At 71.9% G+C, this 17980-nt stretch carries 18 protein-coding genes; 11 read left to right on the top strand and 7 right to left on the bottom strand.

What is annotated here, in order from left to right; genetic code table 11:
* Window positions 1-2: 2 nt before the first annotated feature.
* Window positions 3-599, top strand: coding sequence for an arsenate reductase/protein-tyrosine-phosphatase family protein (locus HSO01S_RS04195; RefSeq protein ID WP_066039322.1), 597 nt, complete (start codon window positions 3-5; stop codon window positions 597-599).
* A 75-nt stretch (window positions 600-674) separates the two neighbouring features.
* Here the strand turns inward: HSO01S_RS04195 and HSO01S_RS04190 are convergent, their stop codons facing one another.
* Window positions 675-1382, bottom strand: coding sequence for a GntR family transcriptional regulator (locus HSO01S_RS04190; protein ID WP_066039321.1), 708 nt, complete (start codon window positions 1380-1382; stop codon window positions 675-677).
* A gap of 150 nt (window positions 1383-1532) precedes the next feature.
* On the opposite strand from HSO01S_RS04190, the gene HSO01S_RS04185 reads away from it, so the two are divergent.
* The 4 genes from HSO01S_RS04185 (at window position 1533) to HSO01S_RS04170 (ending at window position 5001) form a co-directional block, all read left to right on the top strand.
* Window positions 1533-2384 (top strand): cysteine hydrolase family protein, encoded by an 852-nt coding sequence (locus tag HSO01S_RS04185; RefSeq protein WP_084361289.1) that lies wholly within the window; start codon window positions 1533-1535, stop codon window positions 2382-2384.
* Window positions 2384-2860, top strand: a complete 477-nt coding sequence (locus tag HSO01S_RS04180; RefSeq protein WP_066039320.1) for a cupin domain-containing protein — start codon at window positions 2384-2386, stop codon at window positions 2858-2860. The genes HSO01S_RS04185 and HSO01S_RS04180 overlap by 1 nt, the downstream gene beginning before the upstream one ends.
* A 90-nt stretch (window positions 2861-2950) precedes the next feature.
* Entirely contained in the window at window positions 2951-4129 is a 1179-nt protein-coding gene (locus tag HSO01S_RS04175) for a nitrate ABC transporter substrate-binding protein (RefSeq protein ID WP_066039319.1), read from the top strand.
* Window positions 4130-4209: 80 nt separating this feature from the next.
* The gene (locus HSO01S_RS04170) at window positions 4210-5001 is read left to right on the top strand and encodes a creatininase family protein (protein WP_066039318.1); all 792 of its coding nucleotides are present in this window, start codon (window positions 4210-4212) and stop codon (window positions 4999-5001) included.
* A 179-nt stretch (window positions 5002-5180) separates the two neighbouring features.
* Here HSO01S_RS04170 and HSO01S_RS04165 read toward each other — a convergent pair whose 3' ends face one another.
* A complete protein-coding gene (locus HSO01S_RS04165; protein ID WP_066039317.1) occupies window positions 5181-6377 on the bottom strand; it encodes an IPT/TIG domain-containing protein in 1197 nt (398 codons plus the stop codon).
* Window positions 6378-6494: 117 nt separating this feature from the next.
* Here HSO01S_RS04165 and glgX point away from each other — a divergent pair, with 117 nt between their 5' ends.
* Together glgX and HSO01S_RS04155 are read left to right on the top strand one after the other, a co-directional pair.
* The gene (gene glgX, locus HSO01S_RS04160; protein ID WP_066039608.1) at window positions 6495-8555 is read left to right on the top strand and encodes a glycogen debranching protein GlgX; all 2061 of its coding nucleotides are present in this window, start codon (window positions 6495-6497) and stop codon (window positions 8553-8555) included.
* 133 nt (window positions 8556-8688) lie between these two features.
* Window positions 8689-9081, top strand: a complete 393-nt coding sequence (locus HSO01S_RS04155) for a hypothetical protein (RefSeq protein WP_066039316.1) — start codon at window positions 8689-8691, stop codon at window positions 9079-9081.
* A gap of 79 nt (window positions 9082-9160) precedes the next feature.
* Here HSO01S_RS04155 and HSO01S_RS04150 read toward each other — a convergent pair whose 3' ends face one another.
* On the bottom strand, window positions 9161-9943 hold the full coding sequence (locus HSO01S_RS04150; protein ID WP_066039315.1) for a GNAT family N-acetyltransferase: 783 nt from the start codon (window positions 9941-9943) through the stop codon (window positions 9161-9163).
* Window positions 9944-10154: 211 nt separating this feature from the next.
* On the opposite strand from HSO01S_RS04150, the gene HSO01S_RS04145 reads away from it, so the two are divergent.
* Window positions 10155-10499 (top strand): DUF7882 family protein, encoded by a 345-nt coding sequence (locus HSO01S_RS04145; RefSeq protein WP_066039314.1) that lies wholly within the window; start codon window positions 10155-10157, stop codon window positions 10497-10499.
* Here HSO01S_RS04145 and HSO01S_RS04140 read toward each other — a convergent pair.
* Both HSO01S_RS04140 and HSO01S_RS04135 read right to left on the bottom strand, forming a co-directional pair.
* Window positions 10482-10736 carry a hypothetical protein gene (locus HSO01S_RS04140; RefSeq protein ID WP_157078901.1) on the bottom strand — a complete coding sequence of 85 codons (255 nt, stop codon included), beginning with the start codon at window positions 10734-10736 and terminating at the stop codon, window positions 10482-10484. The genes HSO01S_RS04145 and HSO01S_RS04140 overlap by 18 nt on opposite strands.
* A 255-nt stretch (window positions 10737-10991) precedes the next feature.
* Entirely contained in the window at window positions 10992-11177 is a 186-nt protein-coding gene (locus tag HSO01S_RS04135; protein WP_066039312.1) for a hypothetical protein, read from the bottom strand.
* Between the two features lie 186 nt (window positions 11178-11363).
* Here HSO01S_RS04135 and HSO01S_RS04130 point away from each other — a divergent pair, with 186 nt between their 5' ends.
* Entirely contained in the window at window positions 11364-11729 is a 366-nt protein-coding gene (locus HSO01S_RS04130) for a hypothetical protein (protein WP_066039311.1), read from the top strand.
* Window positions 11730-11871: 142 nt separating this feature from the next.
* Here HSO01S_RS04130 and HSO01S_RS04125 read toward each other — a convergent pair whose 3' ends face one another.
* Window positions 11872-13713, bottom strand: a complete 1842-nt coding sequence (locus HSO01S_RS04125) for a pepsin/retropepsin-like aspartic protease family protein (RefSeq protein WP_157078900.1) — start codon at window positions 13711-13713, stop codon at window positions 11872-11874.
* Between the two features lie 282 nt (window positions 13714-13995).
* Here HSO01S_RS04125 and HSO01S_RS04120 point away from each other — a divergent pair, with 282 nt between their 5' ends.
* Both HSO01S_RS04120 and HSO01S_RS04115 read left to right on the top strand, forming a co-directional pair.
* Window positions 13996-16344, top strand: coding sequence for a S8 family serine peptidase (locus HSO01S_RS04120; protein WP_157078899.1), 2349 nt, complete (start codon window positions 13996-13998; stop codon window positions 16342-16344).
* Window positions 16345-16705: 361 nt separating this feature from the next.
* Window positions 16706-16912 (top strand): hypothetical protein, encoded by a 207-nt coding sequence (locus tag HSO01S_RS04115; RefSeq protein WP_066039308.1) that lies wholly within the window; start codon window positions 16706-16708, stop codon window positions 16910-16912.
* Between the two features lie 177 nt (window positions 16913-17089).
* Here HSO01S_RS04115 and HSO01S_RS04110 read toward each other — a convergent pair whose 3' ends face one another.
* On the bottom strand, window positions 17090-17932 hold the full coding sequence (locus HSO01S_RS04110; protein WP_066039307.1) for an aldo/keto reductase: 843 nt from the start codon (window positions 17930-17932) through the stop codon (window positions 17090-17092).
* Window positions 17933-17980: the final 48 nt, after the last annotated feature.

The following is a 17980-nucleotide window of genomic DNA, read 5'->3' as shown; positions in this document are numbered from 1 at the left end:
GGGTGGCCGACTTCTCCGTTCTCACCGTGTGCTCCGGCAACATCTGCCGCTCGCCGCTCGCCGAGCAGGTGCTCCGGGCGCGGCTCGCGGACCTCCCTGGCATCGACTTCTCCAGCGCCGGCACCTACGCCGGCGAGGGCGACCGGATGCCCGACCAGGCCGCCGCCCTCTCGGTGCGGTTCGGCGGCGACCCGAGCACGCATCGCGCCCGCTACTTCACCGAGCCGATCGTCGGCGGCGCCGATCTCGTGCTCGCCATGTCGCGGAGCCATCGGCGCGAGATCGTCGAGCTCGTGCCCCGGAAGGTCGGGGTGACCTTCACCCTCCGCGAGTTCGCCCGGCTCTCCGAGGGGCTGGACGACGCGGCGATCGTGGACGCGTCGGCCGTGGCGCCGAACCTCCGTGCGGGCCTCGCCGAGGTCGTGGCGCTCGTCGCCTCCCGGAAGGGCCAGGTCGGGCCGCCCATCGCGAGCGAGGACGACGACGTGATCGACCCCTACCGCCGGAGCGACGAGACCTACGAGCGCTCGGCCGCCCAGCTCGTGCCGGCGGCCGAGGAGGTCGCGCGGGTGCTGCGGCTGGCGGCGTCGGCGCACTGAGCTGAGGGGTGCTGAGCGTCGGCGCCCTGAGCCTTTCGTGCACCGGGTCTCCCGGCTGCGCGCTGGGGTCGCCGGTCAGCGGTGCGGAACCGTGCGGATGAGGCCGTAGGGCACGACGCCCTGCCGGTGGGTCTCCTCGGCGAGGTAGAGCTTCGCGCCGAGCACCGAGATGCCGGCCATGGTGATTCCGAGCACGCTCTCGGCGCCGGCCAGCCCCAGCATCCGCTGTTCGTCGGCGTCGGCGACCTTCGATTCGAGCCAGGTCAGCTCCCACTCGATGGTCGAGCCGCGCAGCTCCTGCACCAGGGCGAAGACCGTCAGGGAGGCGTCGGGCAGCGGGTCGCCGGGCTTCGGCGCGGGCGCCGGGATGACGTCGGTCGCGACCATGGTGGGGATTCCGTTCGCGGTCCAGCGCTTGGTGGTCGTGAAGGCGGGGGAGCCCGGTCGCACGCCGAGCCGGTCGGCGCGGAAGGCGTCGAGCTCGCACCAGGAGGAGGAGAGCACCTCCATGCCGGGTTCGAAGCCGGCCTCCCGGAGCATGTCCGAGAACTCGTAGCTCTGGTCGAGCCGCAGCCCCATCTCGAGCGCCGAGCGGTTGGGGAAGGTGCCGCTGTTGGGCAGCCGGGTGAGCAGACCCGCCGATTCGAGCCGGATGAGCTCTTCGCGCACGGTCGGGCGGCTCACCCCGAGCTCGGCCGCGAGCGCCGCCTCGGAGGGCAGCGGGGTGCCGGATTCGGCGGCGGCGCGCCAGAGCTCGAGCAGTCGATCTCGGGTGCCGGACATCGATTCCTCGCTCGTCGGGGGCCGTTCGGAAGTGAAACGTCCGCGTGACGCTGCCGAAATGTCGCCGTTATAAACCGGTCTTACCATCGGGATTACCGGCGGCCGGGAGAGGCCCACCGCCATTATGCAGGACACCCCGGAGGTGCGGAGATGCGAGGACCACGCCGCTGGACCGTGACCGGCACCGAGGTCGACCTGACCGCTGCGGCGGGTGCCGGCGCTTTGGGTGCTGCTGCCGGTGCCGCTGCAGCCGGGACCGCGCCGACCGTGCGGGTGCCCACGCGGGCCGGCGCCATCCGCTTCGACCCCGCCCGTACCGCCTTCGTGGTCGTCGACATGCAGAACGACTTCTGCACCCCCGGCGGCTGGCTCGACTCGATCGGCGTCGACGTGACCCCCGCCCGCTCGGCGATCGAGCCGATCGCCGAACTGCTGCCGGTGCTGCGCGCGCTCGACGTGCCGGTGATCTGGCTCGGCTGGGGCAACCGGGCCGACCGGGTCAACCTGCCGCCCAACGTCATCCACGTGTACGACCCCACCGGCACGGGGGAGGGCATCGGCGCGAGCCACGCCGACAGCCCGAGCGTGCTGACCGAGGGATCGTGGGGAGCGGCCGTCGTCGACGAGCTCGAGATCCTGCCCGCCGACATCCGTATCGCGAAGTACCGGATGAGCGGTTTCTGGGACACCCCGCTCGACTCGACGCTCCGGATGCTCGGGGTCGACACGATCCTGTTCGCCGGCGTCAACGCCGACCAGTGCGTGTACGCCACGCTGATCGACGCCGCCTGCCTCGGCTACGACTGCGTCTTCGTCGAGCAGGCCAGCGCCACCACGTCGCCGGCGTTCTGCCTCGACGCCACGATCTACAACGTCGACCAGTGCTTCGGTTTCTGCGTGACGGCGGCCGACCTCACGGCGTCGCTGCTCTCGACCGCTGCGCCGCTCTCCGCCGGTACCCCGACCACCGCCCCGCTCACCTCCCTGGAAGGAACCCGCTGATGGCCGACGCCCCCGTGCTCACCGCGCTCGACAGCTACACCGCCTACCGCATCTCGCCCGAGGACACCGTGCGGCTGGTGCCGCTCACCGGGCCGGTCGACGGGTCGCCGTCGAGCGTGTTCCTGGAGATCTGGGACCCGGAGGGCGCCCAGCCCGACAACTCGCACCCCGACTCGGTGGAGGTCTTCCTCTTCCTCAAGGGATCCGGCGTCGCCTACAGCGACGAGAACGAGGTGCCGGTCACCGCGGGCGACGTGCTCACGCTGCCGATCGGGTCGGTGCATCACATCGTCAACACCTCCACCACCGAGAAGCTCTACTCGGTCACGATCATGACCAACGACCTCGGCTCGCAGCCCGAGGAGTCGACCCTCCCCGGCTTCTACGACCTCGTGGTCGCCGGCACCCCCGAACCGCTCGACGACGACGACCTCGCGGTCGTCTTCGCGGGCCGCCGCGCGCTCGCGCTCGGCTGAACCAGCCCCACCCCGCACCACAGCACCTCCCGATCACACAGCACCTCCCGATCACCCCGGCATCCCCAACCCGCACCCACAAGGAGACCCATGTCCCGCAGAACATCCCGAGTGATCCTGGCCACCGGCCTCGTGGTCACCGCGGCCGTCGCCCTCACCGCCTGCTCCAGCGGATCGTCGTCGGGCGGCGACAGCAGCCCGGCCGCCGACCTCGCGATCGGCTCCACCGACCTCTCGGGCGTCTGCCCGGCGAACGTCGTCATCCAGACCGACTGGAACCCGGAGGCCGAGCACGGCCACCTCTACGACATGCTCGGCACGGACTACACGATCGATGCGCAGAACAAGACCGTCTCCGGCCCCCTGATGTCCAAGGGCGAGTACACCGGCGTCAACGTCGAGATCCGGGCCGGAGGGCCTGCGATCGGCTTCCAGACCGTGACCAGCCAGATGTACACCGACCCCGACATCCTGCTCGGCTACGTCTCGACCGACGAGGCCGTGCAGCTCTCGGCCGACATGCCCACGACGGCCGTCTACACGCCGCTGGACATCGCGCCGACCATGATCATGTGGGATCCGGAGACCTATCCCGACGCGAAGGGCGTCAAGGACGTGCTGGCCGACGGCGCGACCGTGCGCTACTTCGGTGGCTCGGCCTACATGGAGTACCTGATGGCGGCCGGGATCATCCCCGAGTCGCAGACCGACGGCTCCTACGACGGCACCCCCGCATCCTTCGTCGCCGCCGGCGGCAAGGACGCCCAGCAGGGCTTCGCCTCGGCCGAGCCCTACATCTACCAGAACGAGGTCGCAGACTGGATGAAGCCGGTCAAGTACCAGCTGATCAACGACCTCGGCTACCCGATCTACTACGGCGCGGTCTCGGTGCGCAGCGAGGACGTCACGGCGAAGGCCGACTGCCTCAAGGCGCTCGTGCCCGTCATGCAGCAGGCCGAGGTCGACTTCTACACCGACCCGCAGCAGACGGTCGACCTCATCCTGAAGCTCGTCGACGAGTACGACACGGGCTGGGTCTACACCCAGGGCGTCGCCGACTACTCGATCGACACCTCGCTGGCGATCGGCCTCGTGAGCAACGGCCCGAACGACACCATCGGCGACTTCGAGGACTCCCGGGTCTCGGACGTCTTCGACAAGATCGTGCCGGTGTTCGAGAAGCTCGGCACCCCGCCGGCGGACGGGCTGAAGGCCACCGACATCTACACCAACGAGTTCATCGACACCTCGATCGGGCTCAGCAAGTAACTCCCGCCCCACCCGTGAGGCCCCGTCGTCCGCCGTCCGGCGCGCGGCGGGGCCTCTTCTTTTGTACGAAAGGCCGCCCCATGACCACCAGCCCCCTGCTCGCCCGGCTCACCACCGACGAGATCGCCGCGATCGACAAGTCGGATGCGGTCGTGGTGCAGCCGATCGGCGCGATCGAGCAGCACGGGCCGCACCTGCCCGTCGTGACCGATGCTCTCGTCGCCGAGCGGATGAGCGAGCTCGCGATCGCACGGCTCCCCGAGGGCTCCAACGTCTGGCAGCTGCCGACGCTGAGCTACGGCAAGTCGACCGAGCACCTCGGCCGCGCCGGCACGGTCGCCCTGAGCGCGGCGACCCTGATGGCGGTGTGCCTGGACCTCGGGCGGTCGCTCGCGGCCTCGGGATTCCGCAAGCTGGTGTTCGTGAACGGCCACGGCGGGCAGCCGGGGTTGCTGGACGTGGTCGCGCGGGACATCCGGGTCGAGGCCGGCCTCGAGGTCTTCCCGATGATGCCGGGGCGGCTGGGCCTGCCGGACGGGATCGAGCCCGTGGATGCCGACTGGGGCATCCACGGTGGTCAGATCGAGACGAGCATCGTCTGGGCGCTCGAGCCGGCACTCGTGCACATCGACCGCGCGGTGCGGGACGGCGCCGGGGCGGGGTCGGTGTTCGAGGGCTTCCGGCACCTGAGCCTCGAGGGGGCGGTGCCGACGGCGTGGGTGACCGACGACCTCTCGGTCTCGGGGGTGCTGGGCGACCCGACGGCGGCGTCGCTCGAGCTCGGGCAGGCGATCGTGGAGCACCAGGTCGCGGGGCTCGCAGCGGTGCTCCTCGAGATCCGCGCCTTCGCGTTCCCGCCCCTCGCCCCGTGACCTCGTGGCCCTGGGCCCGTGACCTCGTGGCCCGTGACCCCTTAACCACCTCACCGAGAAGTCACTTCTACGTCTAAACCCGGGGATTTGGACGTGAAGGTGACTTCTCGGCGAAGTGGGGAGGGGTGCTGGGCGCCCCGGGTGGTGCGTGGTGCGTGGTGGTGGGGCGCCGCCCGGGGTTAGAGGGCGCGGCGGCGCAGGCGCGCGGCGGCAGCCAGGAGGAGGCCGAGGCCGAGCACTCCGGCGGCACCCGCGGCGAGCGGAGCCGGGTCGGTTCCGGTCGCGGCCAGCGTCGTTCCGCCCGTGCCGGCCGGGATGATCGGCGTCACCGGGGTGACGGGGACGATCGCGTCGTAGGCGTAGCCGAGCGTCGCGGTCGTGCCGTTCGGGTTGGTCAGCAGCACGGCGGCGGTCGAGCCCGCGGTGCCGGCCGGGGTGACGGCGGTCAGCGAGGTGCCGTCCTCGGCGACCACGACGTTCGTCGCGGGGACGCCCGCGAAGGAGACCGTGGTGCCGGGCACGAAGCCGGTTCCGGTGACGGTGACCGTCTGGCCGCCGGCCGAGGTGCCGTGCGCGGGGGTGATGCCGGTCGCGGTGAGCGGGGTCACCGGCGCGACGGCGGGCGTCTCGCAGCTGGCGCTGGCCAGGATGAGGTTGGTGGCGACGGTCGCGGGCGGCAGCGTGACGACGGTGGCGTCGGTGTCGGTGAAGCTGCCCTCGACGACCACCTGCACGGCCAGCGAGATGCCGACCGCGAGGTCATCCGTGGCTTCCTGGATCTGCGCGACGTTGACCGTGACCTTGACCCCGCTGAGGTCGACCGTCTCGGCGCCGTTGCCGGTGCCGACGGCTGCCGGGAAGTTCGCGGACTGCGACACGGCCGGGGTGTTCTCGTCGAGCGTGACCGGGATGCCGAGGATGCGGAGCCCCGCGACGTCGACCGCGGCGGCCGGGTCTCCGCCCACCTCGCACTGAGCTGCGGCCGTGGCCGAGTCCAGGCTGACCAGGCTGAGGCCGAACAGGTTCGCCGAGGTGGTCGCGACCGAGGAGAACGCCCGCGCGGCGGTGTCGTCGCTCTGCACGGCAGAGGTCACGTTCGCCAGGGTGAGCGAGGCGAAGGGGATCTGCAGCAGCGTCTGGTTGTTCAGCGAGGTCTCATCCTGGCCCGGGTTCGAGACCCCCAGCACGCCGAGGGCGTTGGACTGCTCGTAGTTGAAGACCTTGCCGAAGTGGAAGGTGAAGACCCCGGCGGCACCGATGGCGGATGCATCCCCCGGGTCGGCGTTCGCGGGACCCGCGACGAGGAGGCTCGAGCCTCCGACGAGCCCGGCTGCGACGAGCCCGGCGATGACTCTGTTCTTGACACGCGTGTTCACTGTGGTCCCCCCATAGGATCTGCTTCGCGCAGCCTCCATCGGACACGCGGCATTGCACACGATACAGGTCGCAGCACCCCCGTGCCGATCGGGTCTTCTCATGCCTTGATGGAGATCATGCCCGAATCGCGTTCCCTTCCCTATCCCCTCGGCGTCAGCATGATCGACGGCCGCGTGAACCTCGCCATCTACTCCGAGACCGCCGACAGCGTCTACGCCTGCACCTTCGACGAGTCCGGCTCCGAGACCCGCCTGCGCCTGAGCGAGCGCACCGGCCACGTGTTCCACGGCTTCGTCGACGGCGCCGGCGTCGGCACCCGCTACGGCATCCGCGTCGACGGCCCGTGGGATCCCGCCCGGGGCCTCCGGCACAACGTCAACAAGCTGCTGCTCGACCCGCACGCCACCGCGATCGAGGGCGCCTACGACTGGGCCGCCGACAACCAGGCGTTCTTCGGCCACGACCTCGACGACCCGGAGACGCGGAACGACACCGACTCCGCCCCCGTGACCCCGCGCTGCGTCATCACGGACGCCTCGTTCGACTGGGGAGACGACCGGGCGCCCCGCCGCCTGCTCTCCGAGACCGTCGTGTACGAGACGCACGTCAAGGGCTTCACCATGCAGCACCCCGACGTGCCCGAGGAGATCCGGGGCACCTACGCCGGTCTCGCGCATCCTGCCGCCCTCAAACACTTCACCGACCTCGGGGTCACCGCCGTCGAGCTGCTCCCCGTGCACCAGTTCGTGCAGGACAGCCACCTCGAGGAGAAGGGCCTCCGCAACTACTGGGGCTACAACTCGATCGGGTTCTTCGCCCCGCACAACGAGTACAGCCTCGGTGGGGCCGACCAGGCCGACGGCCGTCAGGTGGTCGAGTTCAAGCAGATGGTGAAGGCCTTCCACGAGGCCGGGCTCGAGGTCATCCTCGACGTGGTCTACAACCACACCGCCGAGGGCAACGACCTCGGCCCGACCCTGAGCTTCAAGGGCATCGACAACCCGGCGTACTACCGCCTGGTCGAGGGCGACGAGCAGCACTACTTCGACACCACCGGCACGGGCAACAGCCTCAACGTGAGCCACCCCGCGGCGCTCGGCCTGATCATGGACTCGCTGCGCTACTGGGTCACCGAGATGCACGTCGACGGCTTCCGGTTCGACCTCGCCACGACCCTGACCCGGCAGGGCGGCGACGCAGAGCTGCACAGCGCCTTCCTCGACCTGATCGCCCAGGATCCGACCCTCGCGCCGGTCAAGATGATCGCCGAGCCCTGGGACACCGCGGGTTACCAGGTCGGCGGCTTCCCCGCCGACTGGTCCGAGTGGAACGGGAAGTTCCGCGACGACGTGCGCGACTTCTGGAACGGCACCGACTCGGTGCTCGGCACCGTCTCGCAGCGCATCCTGGGTTCGCCCGACGTGTACGAGGCCTCCCGGCGTTCGCCGCTGTCGAGCGTCAACTTCGTCACCGCGCACGACGGGTTCACCCTCGCCGATCTCACCTCATACGACGTCAAGCACAACGCGGCCAACGGCGAGGACAACAACGACGGCGAGAGCGACAACCGCTCGTCGAACGGCGGCGCCGAGGGGCCGACCGACGACCCGGGCGTGAACGAGCGCCGCGCCCGCAAGCGCCGCAACCTGATGGCGACCGTGCTGCTCTCGGCCGGGGTGCCGATGATCCTCGGCGGCGACGAGATCGGGCGCACCCAGGGCGGCAACAACAACGCCTACTGCCAGGACAACGAGGTGTCGTGGTTCGACTGGGCGCACGTCGACGAGTCGCTGCTGGCGTTCACGCAGAAGCTGATCGCACTGCGGGCCGAGAACGTCGCCCTGCACCCGGCCTGGTTCCGCCAGGCTCCGGATGCGCCGGACGACCCCCAGGACACGGTCGACACCATGCGTTCGGACGGCCACTCGTTCAGCGACGACGACTGGGACAACCCCGACGCCCGCTCGATCACCTTCGTGCTCGGGCATCCGGGTGCCGACTCGTTCGCGCTGCTGCTGAACGCGGCCGAGAACGGGGTGGAGTTCGCGCTGCCGGAGGCGCCGGGCGACGCCTGGGAGCTCGCGGTCTCCTCTGACGAGGAGCAGGACGTCGAGGAGGGGGCCACCACCCTCATCGTGCGGGACGGATCCTTCACCCTGCTCCGCTCGCGCGCATGAACCGGCCCGGCGGTGCCGGTGGCCGGGCGATCGCGGCGGCGGGGTCGCTCCGGCGCGGTCTCCAGGGTGCCGGTGGCCGGGGACTTGCCGGGCATCGGATGCGGGAACTCCGCGTCGGGGGGAGGGTGAGGAGATGAAGCGGATCTCGTACGCCGGCGAATCGGTGCTGACCTCGGATGACGTGGCACGCGCCCTCATCGAGCTCACCGCCGCGCTCACGACGAAAGGCGTCGCCGAGGTGATCGAGATCCCGATCCTCGCCGAGCCGCCCGCCGACTCCGCCGCGGAGGACGGGTTCAGCTCGGCCGCCTTCGTCGTCGGCCGGGGCACGCCGATGCTGGCGGTGCCGGAGGGAGGACACGGGGCCGAGCCGGACTTCTCGCGATCGGTCGACGAGCTCACCCGGCGGCTGGGCACGGTGAGCCCGGCCCGCTCGGTGGCCGTGCCGGCGGCGCGGCTCGACCTCGACCTGCCGTTCGAGGAGCTCGATCTCGATCTCGGCGACCCGAACGTCGACCCGGCCTAGCGGCGGTTCGGACGCGGGCGCGGCTTAGCGGGCGGCAGGGTCGCGCCCGGTCTGACGGGCGGCGGGGTCGTTTGCGGGCCTATCGGGCCGCGACGAGGTAGCTCCAGCTCTCGAGGCGTTCGAAGCCGAAGTCGGAGTAGCGCCGGGCGGATTCGGCCGGCGCCTGCAGGTAGGCGCGACTGGCTCCGCGGGCGTAGCCGTCGAAGAGGATGCGCGCGAGCACCGCGCGCCCGGCACCCCGGCCGCGGTGAGCGGGGTGGGTCGAGACCCCGAAGATGCCGAGCGCCCCGTCTTCGAGGGCGCTGAACCCGGTCGCGACCGGCAGCTCGCCCTCCTCGCCGAGGTAGGCGGTGAAGTGCTCGTCGTCGAGCACGGCCCGCGAGCAGAGGTCGCCGAATGCGGCCGGCGGCATCCCGAAACCGCGGGAGAGGGCACCGGCCCAGGCGCGCCGGCTCCGGCCGTGCCTGGCCTGAACGGGGCGCACCCGGAACCCGGCCCGCGCGGCGGGTTCGGCGCCGTGCGCGTCGAGATCGGGCAGACCGAGAAGGTCGAGAGTGCGGTCTCGGGCGAGGCCGTGCCCGCTCGCCACCCCCAGCACGAGGGGGGACGGGGCGCGGCGCAACTGGATGCTCCAGGGCGGTCCGGCCGCGGCCGCCTCCCCGGCGAGCATCCCCACGGTGGAGGGGTCGGGGGCGGGCACCCAGCTGACGACGCCGTTGAGGGTCGGCACAGCACTGCCGGAACGGAGGACGGCGAGGCCCGGGGAGGACTCGGAGAAGGACCCGTGCGGTGCGACCAGGGCCAGGCGTCGCAACGCCCGGGTCAGGTCGCGGGCAGCGGTGTCGGCGAGGGCACTGTTCATCGTGTTTTCAGTGAAGCGCACGGGGCCGGGCCGGGAACCGCAATCCGGGGGCCGCGACCGCAAACCTGCCGGGGAGAACCGCACGCCCGGTGACGCCCGGGAGCGTGGCGCGGTGCGCGACTCGTCGTGGATGCGCGGATCGTTGTCAAGCCCGGAAGGCGGACGGTTCGGCTTGCTAGATTGGGAGCACGACGACGGAAGAGCGGGCCTGGTGGGAAAGCTGATCTACGGTGGCCGCGACGGCTACGAGGTGGAGATCGACGACCGCGCCCTCGCCCACCTGAAGGTGGCGGTGTTCGCGAAGCTGCGCCGCAACGAGTCGTTCTCGTTCTCGTGGGAGTCCGGCTCGGACGACGAGGGCGGCCGGCACTCGATCTGGGTGAGCCCGGCGTCGATGATCCACTTCTACTTCTACGGCACCCGCCCGCCGGTGCTGAACCGCACCTGGCTCAAGCAGCTGATCTCCTCGGCGAACGACGGCGACCTGCGCCTGATCGAGGAGCCGGTCGAGGATCCCGCCGCCGCGACCGAGGCGTCCTCACGCGGACGCTGGTGACCCGCCGGCGCTTCCAGCCCTGCCGCCGGCGCTTCTCGCGCTCGTCGCGCTGTTAGCGCTCCCTGCGCCGCTCGCGCTTCCCACTGCGTGATCGCCGCCCTCGACGACCCACTCCTCGAGGCTGAAGCCCCACGAGCTCGTGCGGTCCATTGCGCTGATCGCGGCATCCCGGGTGGCGAAGACCCCGACGATGTCGCGCGACCACTCGGTGATGTCGAGGACCACCCACACCGTCACGCTCACCGTCTTCCTGACCGACGCAGCTGAAATCCCGGCCGCGTCACATCGATCTATCGCATCGATCTGTCGTCAACCTACGCCGCGGGCGTCGATCCCGCACGGGGGTCGATGACTCGGCGCGCCGGGTGGGTGACGGGGCGCGCCGAGTCAGTGCGAGCGTATCGTTCGCGCGCCCACGCCCCGGGCCCCGACGAACCCCCAGTTCTGGGGTGCGCGACTCGGGGCGATCGGGATCCTGATTGCCGGGCGCGATCAGGGCGTCTGTTCGTCGCCGCGGGCGGGGCGGGTGTCGCGGGTGGCATCGGCCTCCCGGCCGTCGAGTTCGGCGCGCCTCTCGACGTCGAGCTTGCCCTTCTCGCCACGCCAGTAGGAGTAGCCGACCATGACGATCGCGATCACGAGGATGAGGCCGATGGGTATCCAGTAGATGGGGTCCATGGTCGATTCAACCGTGACGGGCGCGTGGGCGCCAGGTGGCGCATCCGATCGTCGGGTGGGGAGGTCGCCACGCATCCGTCGTCGGACGCTCTGCTACGGAGAGCGCACGGGCTGGGGCCGGCGCTCTGCTAGTAATAGAGGGACACGCCGGGACGGGCTCGGCGGCGAGCACGGGGGGAGTCGGTCATGCCATTCCGCACCAAGGAGATGCTCGAACAGTGGGTGCAGGAGTTCGAGCCCGGTGAGATCCCGGATCGCGGGCTCGACGTGCTGCGGCACGACGACGGGCCGGACTCGGACACGGGACTGATCGTCGTGCGGCTGTCGAACGCGTCGACCGAGGTGTATCTGCATCCGACCGCGCCGGGCGAGGCCTCCTGGGAGGTGCACTTCGCGCCGCGGGACGAGTACCTCGTGCTCGACGCGACCGGCGTGCAGACGCTGTCGGATCAGCTCGCGCGGGCGTCGGCCCTCTGCGTGTTTCTCGAGGAGCGGTCGCGGACGCGGATCGCCGCCGATCTGGCCGGGAGCGCGGCGGGGGCTGCGGGCTGAGGGGTGGGGGCCGGGCTCAGGCTCGGGCTCGCGTGGCGGTCTGAGTTCGGGGTCGGGCCGGCTCGCCTGGCGGTCTGGGCTCGTGGTCGCGTGCGCCCGCGTGGCCGTCCGACGGCTCGCGCTCGGGGGCGCTGCTCGGGGGTCAGAGGGTGTCGCGGCGGCGACCTCGGGTGGCGGTCGCGAGCAGGGCGCCGGCCAGGATGCTCGCGGCGACGAGGCCGAGCGCGAGCGGCGAGGACAGGGCCGCGAGGATCGGTGACGAGGCCGTGACGCCCGTGTCGGCGAGGCGCGTTCCGGTGGGCCCGGCCGAAGCGGCGGGTGCTGTGGTGTTCCCGGCATCGAGGGTGACGGTCGCGGCGGCGTAGTCGCTGACTCCGCGGTGGTTGGCCGAGGCGATCTCGACCGAGTAGGTCTGCCCGTCGACGAGGCCCGTGATGGTGGTCGTGGTGGCCTCGCCCGGGAGGTTGAAGCGGCGGACCGTGTGGCCGGCCGCATCCTTCACCCGCACCAGACGGTCGGTGAGGGCTTCGGCGGGGCGCGGGGCGGCGGCTGCGAGGGTGGATGCGGTGGTGGCGGCGGCAGCGGGCTCGGTGGCGCCGGCGCCGGCAGCGGGGTCGGCGGCGGGCTCGGGCTCGGGGTCGGACCAGAGGGCCGTGACCGTTCCCGAGCCGGTGGCCGTGGCCGTGACGGCGGGGGAGACAGGGGCGGGGGCGCCCGCCTGCACGAGGATCTGGCCGGTCGCGGCGTCGTAGGAGAGGGTGCGGCCGATGAAGAAGGCGTTGCCGGTGTTGAGGTGCCCATCGGGGATGGAGTCGTAGAGCTCCACGCGGTGGATGCCGCGGGTCGCGACCCAGCTCGCGATCGAGGAGCCGCCGGCGGTGGCCGAGAAGGAGAGGCTCTTGCCGTCGGCGATCGTGCCGATCACGGTCTCGGGGTCGAGGCCGGTCTGGTCGGAGACGAGGTCGGTCGAGAGGGACGAGAACTGCGAGCCGGTGAGCATCGCGACCGGTGCGCCGCTGTCGATCGTGGTCGCCTGGCAGAGCGGAGCGACCTCCTCGACGCTCCAGCAGAGGGGGACGGCCTTCTGGTAGACCGGGCTGCCGAGGGCGTTCGGGTAGCTGCCGGAGTCGAGGGCGGCCTGGATCGCCGTCACGCCGGGAGTGCTCGCCGTGACGGACGGGGCGCCGAGGGTCAGGGTGCCGGAGGTCATGACGTTGTCCTGCTCGGTGAAGCCGAGGCTGTAGCCGGCGCTCAGCGCGGAGTCGTCGAACTGGCGGAGCGGGCTGTACCAAGGGTAGGTCGTGGGCGAGGAGGAGCTCTCCTGCTCCTGCAGCGTCTGGCCGATGCCCATGATGCCGTCGAAGGCCATGCCGCCGAACAGGCAGCTGGTCGCGGTGCAGTCCCCGGCGAGGAAGTTCACGTCGCTCGCGGTCTGGCCGCCGATAGAGAAGTCGGCGGTGGCGATGGTTCCGCTCGTGCCGGAGCCGACGTACTGCACCTTGGCGGGCGCATCCGTCGTTGTCGCGCCCGGGATCTCGTCGTGGAACATGACGAGCGCGGTCGAGCCGGTGTCGAGGATGACGGTGTACGGCTCGGGGTTGGTGCCGAGGAGGATGTCGACGGTGGGGTAGAACCGGCCGTTGCTGTCGGCGATCGTGGCGAAGTCGACGGGGATGGAGACGGGGGTGGTTTCGGTGGGGGTGGGTGCGGGTGCGGGTGCGGTCGTGGTGGTAGCGACGGCGGTGGACGCGGCGGCGACGGTGGATGCGGTGCCGGTAGCGGTGGAGGCGACGGGCGCGCTGGCGATGGTGGATGCGGTGGGCGCGGCGGGAAGGGGGGATGCGGTGGCCGGGGCTGCGAGGCCCAAGGTGAGAACGCCCAGGGTGAGGGCCGCGCATCCTGTTGCGGCCAGGCGTGCTGCCCTCGTGCCCGCACTCGTCGTGCGGGGTGCGGTGGCTCGTGCGGTGCGTCGGGTCGCGCCCATGGTCTTCCCCCATCGTCGATGGCGCCGACCCCCGGCGCCTGCCCCGCGCGCGGCGGGGACGTCTCACGATAACAACGGGCGGGCGGTCGGCCCCAATCGTGCGCGGGTGCCTTGACGCGGCTTGCTCCGGCGTGCGAACGGCAGCGCCCCGGCGGTAACGACGGAGGGTGTGCGCTCGTTGGGGCTGACGATCCGTCGGTGGCCGCGCCGGGGCGGATTCTCCGTCGTTGCCGCGGTGGGGGAGGTTGCGGAGGGGCCGGACCGGTGCGCTAGCGTGTGGCTGTGCTGTGGGGGAACATGACGACGACCGGGAGGGTGTCGCGGCTGCTGGCCGGCGCGAGCCTCGTGACCATCGGACTGCTGGCCCCGGGGGTGGTGGCCCCGCCGATGGCGGCGGTCGCTGCGACGGATGCGCCGGGCGGGCCGGGTGCTGCTGGGGGGCCGGGCGGGCCGAGTTCGCCGGGCGGGTCGAGCGCTCCTGGCGGGCCGGGTGCTGCTGGCGGGGACGGAGCGGGCGGGGACGAGGTGTTCGCCGACGTGGTGGGGCTGTCGGATCGGCTTGAGGCCGTGGCCGAGCTGCCCGCGGGATCCGACCCGGACGACAGCGCCGACGAGCTCGGGATCGCCGAGGACGGCGCCGGGAGCCTCCAGGTCGAGGAGGGGCGGGTGGCGGTGTCGATCCGCTACGCCACCCGGCCGTCCGAAGCCGACTTCGCCGCGCTGGCGGCGCTCGCCGACGTGCAGGCGACCTCGATCGACTTCGCCCGGGCGAGCGCCTACGTGGCACCCGGCAGTCTCGAGGCGGTGGCCGCGTTGCCGCGTGTCGCATCCGTGGTCGAGGCCCTGCAGCCCGCGACCTCGGACGAGGGGCGGACGCCGACGGTCGCTGAGGCCGCCGGCGCGACCGGCGCCGCATCCACCACCGTCGCATCCACTGCCTCTGTCGTCGGGGCCGCGGCCGCGGGCGGGTGCCGGGCCGTCGAGGCGGTGGGGGCCGCACCGCTGCGGGCCGACCTCGCTGCCGCCACGCGCGGGGTCGACGGGAGCGGGGTGACGGTCGGGATCATCTCCGACTCCTACGCGCGTAGCACGACCGCCCTCAGCACCCCCGACCAGGACGTCGCCGACGGACTGCTGCCCGGGCCGGGCAACCCCTGCGGGCACGAGCAGCCCGTCGCGGTGATCACCGACGACGGCACCCAGGGCGTCACCGACGAGGGCCGCGGGATGGCGCAGGTGGTGCACAGCATCGCTCCGGGTGCGAAGCTCGCCTTCGCCGCGGTCGGGATCGACGACATGACGTTCCACGACGCGATCCTCGCCCTCACCGCGGCGGGTGCGACGGTGATCGTGGACGACATCTTCCTGTTCGGGGAGCCGTTCTACCACGACGGCCCGGTCGCCTGGGCGATCACGGAGGCCGAACGCCAGGGCGTGACCTACCTCACCAGCGCCGGTAACTACAACAACGTCGGTGAGCCGGGGTACGACAGCGCGGGCTACGCCGTGAACGGCTGGCAGACCACCGCCTACCGCCCGACCGGTTGCCCGGCCGCGGTGCTCGACGCACTCGCCTCCCGCCCGAGTGCCACGTCCGGACCCTTCGACTGCATGGACTTCGCCCAGGGCGGCCCCGCCGACCCGACCGACCGACTCGGGCTGCCCGCGACCGCCGACCCGGTCACGTTCGCACTGCAGTGGTCCGAGGCCTGGGGCTTCGCGAAGGGCGCCTTCCGGCTCGCGGTCACCGACCCGGCGGGTGCCACGAGCATCCTGGGTGAGACGGCCGACGGGCTCGCCATCGACTCCGGGGGCTACAAGCCGCCGCTCGACGGCGCCTACGGCTTCTCGATCGTGCGCGACCTGAGCGCCGGGGCGCCGGCGGCGATCACTCCCGCGTTGAAGTGGATCTGGGCCTTCCGCGGCACGATCATCGCCTCGGAGTACTACGGCACGGTCGGCGACGACCGCGTCGGGTCGACGATCGCCGGCCACGGCGGGAGCCCGCTCGCGGTCTCGGTGGCGGCGGCCCCGGCGGAAGCTCCGGGAACGGCCGAGGACTTCAGCTCGGTCGGACCCGTCTCGGAGTACTTCGCGGTCGACGACCTCGTGTCGCCGGTGCCCCGGCCGCTGCCCGCTCCCGTGACCCGGCCGAAGCCCGATGTCACGGGTGTCGACCGCATCCTCACCAATTTCTTCAGCAGCCACCGCCCGGTCGAGGGCCGGCCCGGCGTGTACGCGTTCTGGGGCACCTCGGCGGCGGCGCCCTCGGTGGCCGCTGTCGTCGCGCTCGGGCGGCAGTACTCGCCGGCGGCCACGCCGGCCGAGCTGCGGGCCGCTCTGTTGTCGACGGCGGTGCCCGTATCGAGCGGGTTCCCGGCGATCGCCGACCGAGATGCGACCGGCAGCGGGCGAGTGGATGCGGCGGCGTTCCTGGCCGCTCTCCCCGCTCCCGCGGTGGTGCCGGTGCCCGTGCCGGCCGCGCTGCCGGACCGTCAGCTGGCCGCGACGGGTGCAGAGGGGCCGGGCTTCGCCGCCGGGCTCGTCGGCAGCGCCCTCGCCGCGATGCTGCTCGGCGGAATGGTGCTCGGGCTGCGCCGCCGGAGTCGGGCGGACGGGCGGAGCGCCTGAGCGCCGGCGCACACGCCGGGCCCTCCGCAGATCTTGAGTGCCGGCGCGCATGCCGAGTTCTCCGTGGTGTCTGAGCTCCTGCGCGTGCGCCGAGCACTCCGTGGAGCTTGAGTTCCGGCGCGCATGCCGAGTTCTCCGCGGTGTCTGAGCGCGGGCGCGTAGCCGACCCCTCCGTGGAGTCTGAGGTCCGGCGAGTACGCCGAGCCTTCCGTGGCGTCTGAGCTCGCGGGCGCGCCTCGGTGCTGCCGCGCCCGGCGCGCTCGCGCGGCACCCTCCCTGGCAGTCCCGTGGGTATTCATCACCCGTGGCCCGAGCGACGAAAGACTGGAGGCACGACGCACCGCGACGAAAGGAGCACCCCATGGGACTCTGGATCACGATCGGCGCCCTGGCCGCGCTCATCACGACGTTCGGCACCGTGATGGGAATTCGGCAGCGACGTTCCGACGACTACCTCGAGCGCCTCGAAGCGCGCGACCAGCCGGACCGGATGCACGACGAAGGCCAGAAGATGGCGGCCGTCGGTCTCGCCCAGCGCTCCGGTGGCGGGCGCTTCGGTTCGTTCTGACCCCAGCGCCGACTGGCGCCATTGCCGCGAGCGAACGTAGCGGGCGACGCAGCGGACACCAGCAGCGGGTAACCGTAGCGGGCTATGGAGGGTCGACCGTAGCGGGCAACAGCAGCGATCGACCGCAGTGGGTGAAGCAGCGCCGGGCGAGGAAACCCCCACCCGGCGCCGCAGTCCCTATTGCTCCTCGTGCACGTCCGGGTCGCCGCCGAAGAGGCGTCCGTCGGGCCGGCCGAGCGCGGTGATCGCCGCCACCTCGGCGTCGGTCAGCTCGAAGCCGAACACATCGAGGTTCTCGGCCTGGCGCGAGGGAGTCGCGCTCTTCGGGATCGGAACGCTTCCGAGCTGCACGTGCCAACGCAGGATGACCTGGGCCGGCGTCACCCCGTGGGCGGCTGCGGCGGTCGCCACCGGCTCCTCCTCGTAGGGCGCGCTGCCCTTGCCGAGAGGGCTCCACGCCTCGGTCTGGATGCCGAGCTCGGCGTTCACCGCGCGCATCCCGGTCTGCGGGAAGTACGGGTGCATCTCGATCTGATTGACCGCGGGTGTCACATCCGTGGCGGCGATGATCCGCCGCAGATGCTCCTCGGTGAAGTTGCTGACGCCGATGGACCGGACGAGGCCTTCCTGCTGGGCGGTGACCAGCGCATCCCACGCCTCGGCGAAGCGGTCGACACTCGGGTTCGGCCAGTGGATGAGGTACAGGTCGAGGTGCTCGAGCCCCAGCCGCCAGAGCGATTCGCGCACGGCCTGCGCGGTGAGGTCGCGCCCGTGGTAGCGGCCCGGGAGCTTGGACGTGATGAACAGCTCGTCGCGTGGCACGGCTGCCCGGCGCACGGCCTCACCGACGGCGCCCTCGTTCTCGTAGTTGAAGGCGGTGTCGAGCGAGCGGTAGCCGACCTCGATGGCCGAGGTGATGGCATCCACACCCTCCTGGCCCCGGAGAGGGTAGGTGCCGAAGCCGATGGCCGGGATGCGGTTGCCGTCGTTGAGGGGGAGCGTGGGTGCGAGTTCCGTCATGCCCACCACGCTACGCCGACTCGCCGACACCCGCCCCGGCGCCCGCGA

Origin of the sequence: Herbiconiux solani NBRC 106740, assembly GCF_001571005.1 — a bacterium.
GTDB classification, from domain to species: Bacteria; Actinomycetota; Actinomycetes; order Actinomycetales; family Microbacteriaceae; genus Herbiconiux; species Herbiconiux solani.
The sequence above is the reverse complement of the archived record's forward strand: the minus strand, read 5'-3'. Positions and strand labels throughout refer to the sequence as shown.

Excerpts from the sequence above, each read along its gene's own strand:
- HSO01S_RS04190 (WP_066039321.1), bottom strand. The coding sequence starts at position 1,382 with ATGTCCGGCACCCGAGATCGACTGCTCGAGCTCTGGCGCGCCGCCGCC.
- HSO01S_RS04175 (WP_066039319.1), top strand. The coding sequence starts at position 2,951 with ATGTCCCGCAGAACATCCCGAGTGATCCTGGCCACCGGCCTCGTGGTC.
- HSO01S_RS04185 (WP_084361289.1), top strand. The coding sequence starts at position 1,533 with ATGCGAGGACCACGCCGCTGGACCGTGACCGGCACCGAGGTCGACCTG.
- HSO01S_RS04180 (WP_066039320.1), top strand. The coding sequence starts at position 2,384 with ATGGCCGACGCCCCCGTGCTCACCGCGCTCGACAGCTACACCGCCTAC.
- HSO01S_RS04135 (WP_066039312.1), bottom strand. The coding sequence starts at position 11,177 with ATGGACCCCATCTACTGGATACCCATCGGCCTCATCCTCGTGATCGCG.
- glgX (WP_066039608.1), top strand. The coding sequence starts at position 6,495 with ATGCCCGAATCGCGTTCCCTTCCCTATCCCCTCGGCGTCAGCATGATC.
- HSO01S_RS04125 (WP_157078900.1), bottom strand. The coding sequence starts at position 13,713 with ATGGGCGCGACCCGACGCACCGCACGAGCCACCGCACCCCGCACGACG.
- HSO01S_RS04155 (WP_066039316.1), top strand. The coding sequence starts at position 8,689 with ATGAAGCGGATCTCGTACGCCGGCGAATCGGTGCTGACCTCGGATGAC.
- HSO01S_RS04150 (WP_066039315.1), bottom strand. The coding sequence starts at position 9,943 with ATGAACAGTGCCCTCGCCGACACCGCTGCCCGCGACCTGACCCGGGCG.
- HSO01S_RS04130 (WP_066039311.1), top strand. The coding sequence starts at position 11,364 with ATGCCATTCCGCACCAAGGAGATGCTCGAACAGTGGGTGCAGGAGTTC.
- HSO01S_RS04170 (WP_066039318.1), top strand. The coding sequence starts at position 4,210 with ATGACCACCAGCCCCCTGCTCGCCCGGCTCACCACCGACGAGATCGCC.
- HSO01S_RS04115 (WP_066039308.1), top strand. The coding sequence starts at position 16,706 with ATGGGACTCTGGATCACGATCGGCGCCCTGGCCGCGCTCATCACGACG.
- HSO01S_RS04110 (WP_066039307.1), bottom strand. The coding sequence starts at position 17,932 with ATGACGGAACTCGCACCCACGCTCCCCCTCAACGACGGCAACCGCATC.